This is a genomic window from Vibrio sp. 10N.261.51.C6, from assembly GCF_041471785.1.
Lineage (GTDB): Bacteria > Pseudomonadota > Gammaproteobacteria > Enterobacterales > Vibrionaceae > Vibrio > Vibrio crassostreae_C.
In genome coordinates this window covers 1-1,895 of the sequence record NZ_JBFRPB010000125.1, presented here as the reverse complement: position 1 = coordinate 1,895, position 1,895 = coordinate 1, and the positions used below count along the sequence as shown (strand labels likewise).

General features: G+C 46.0%; 1 pseudogene. It reads left to right on the top strand.

Annotated features, from left to right (window positions below):
- Nucleotides 1–1,895 (top strand): annotated as a pseudogene (locus tag AB4375_RS21435) (hypothetical protein); the annotation flags it as partial.

Sequence of the window (1,895 nt, the reverse complement as noted above, 5' to 3'; positions counted from 1 at the left end):
CGTATTGAACCAACGGAGTTCAATGTTGGTGGTGCTCTGAAATCGAACGGATTGGCAGTTGAGCTAAAAGCTGACCCAACTACACCGGGTGGCTACATCGGTTTTGTGACTGATGGTTCGAACGTTGAAACTAACGTGTTCACGATTAGCTTCTCGGATACCAATTTAGGTCAATACACCTTCACCTTGCTTGAAGCGTTGGATCATGCGGATAGCCTTGCAAATAACGATCTGAGCTTTGATCTGCCAGTCTACGCCGTCGACAGTGATGGCGATGATTCATTGGTTTCTCAACTTAACGTAACCATTGGTGACGATGTTCAAATCATGCAAGGTGGTACGTTAGATATCACTGAGCCAAATCTTGCAGACGGCACAATTACAACCAATACCATCGATGTGATGCCAGAGCAAAGCGCCGATGGTGCGACGATCACTCAGTTCACTTATGACGGTCAAGTTCGAACACTGGATCAAACGGACAATGGTGAGCAGCAATTTAGCTTCACTGAAGGCGAGTTGTTCATCACTCTTCAAGGTGACGTGCGTTTCGAACCCAATCGCAACCTAGATCACACAGCTAGCGAAGATATCGTGAAGTCGATAGTGGTGACTTCAAGCGATTTAGATAACGATGTGGTGACGTCAACGGTCACTCTGACGATTACTGATGGTGATATCCCAACCATTGATGCAGTGCCAAGCGTTACTCTGTCTGAAATCAATCTTAGTGACGGCTCTGCGCCAAGTGGCACTGCAGTTAGTCAAACTGAGACGATTACCTTCACCAATCAAAGTGATGATGTTGCGAGTTTCCGTATTGAGCCAACAGAGTTCAATGTGGGCGGTGCACTGAAATCGAATGGATTTGCGGTTGAGATAAAAGAAGATTCGGCTAATCCGGGTACTTACATTGGCTTTATTACCAACGGTTCGGGCGCTGAAATCCCAGTGTTTACGATTGCTTTCTCTACGAGCTCATTGGGTGAATACACCTTTACTCTGCTTGAAGCGTTAGACCATGTAGATGGTTTAGATAAGAACGATCTGAGCTTCGATCTGCCTGTTTATGCGGTCGATACGGACGGCGATGATTCATTGGTGTCTCAGCTAAACGTGACCATCGGTGATGATGTCCAAATCATGCAAGACGGTACGTTAGATATCATCGAGCCAAATCTGGCTGATGGCACAATCACAACCAACACCATTGATGTGATGCCAAATCAGAGTGCTGATGGCGCGACGATCACTCAGTTCACCTATGACGGTCAACTAAGAACACTTGATCAGAATGACACTGGTGAGCAGCAGTTTAGCTTCACGGAAGGTAAGCTTTATATCACCCTTGAAGGTGAAGTGCGCTTTGAACCAAATCGTAATTTAGACCACTCGGTAAGCGAAGACATCGTGAAGTCGATTGTGGTGACTTCAAGTGATTTTGATAATGACGCTCTGACTTCAACCGTAACGCTGACGATTACGGATGGTGATAACCCTACGATTGACGTTATTCCGAGCGTTACTCTTTCTGAAACTAACCTGAGCGATGGCTCTGTTCCAAGTGGCAGCGCGGTAAGCTCGACTCAAATTATTACTTTTACCAATCAAAGTGATGATGTGGTTCGTTTCCGTATTGAGCCAACGGAGTTCAATACTAACGACGATCTTAAATCGAACGGTTTAGCCGTTGAGTTACGTGAAGATCCGACAGGGTCGGGTGACTACATTGGTTTTACGACCAGTGCCACAAACGTAGAAACTACAGTATTCACATTAAGCTTTAATTCTGGGTCATTAGGTGAATACACGTTCACGCTCATCGAAGCGTTGGACCACCAAGATGCCCGCGGCAACAACGACCTCAGTTTTGAACTGCCTGTTTATGCGGTAGA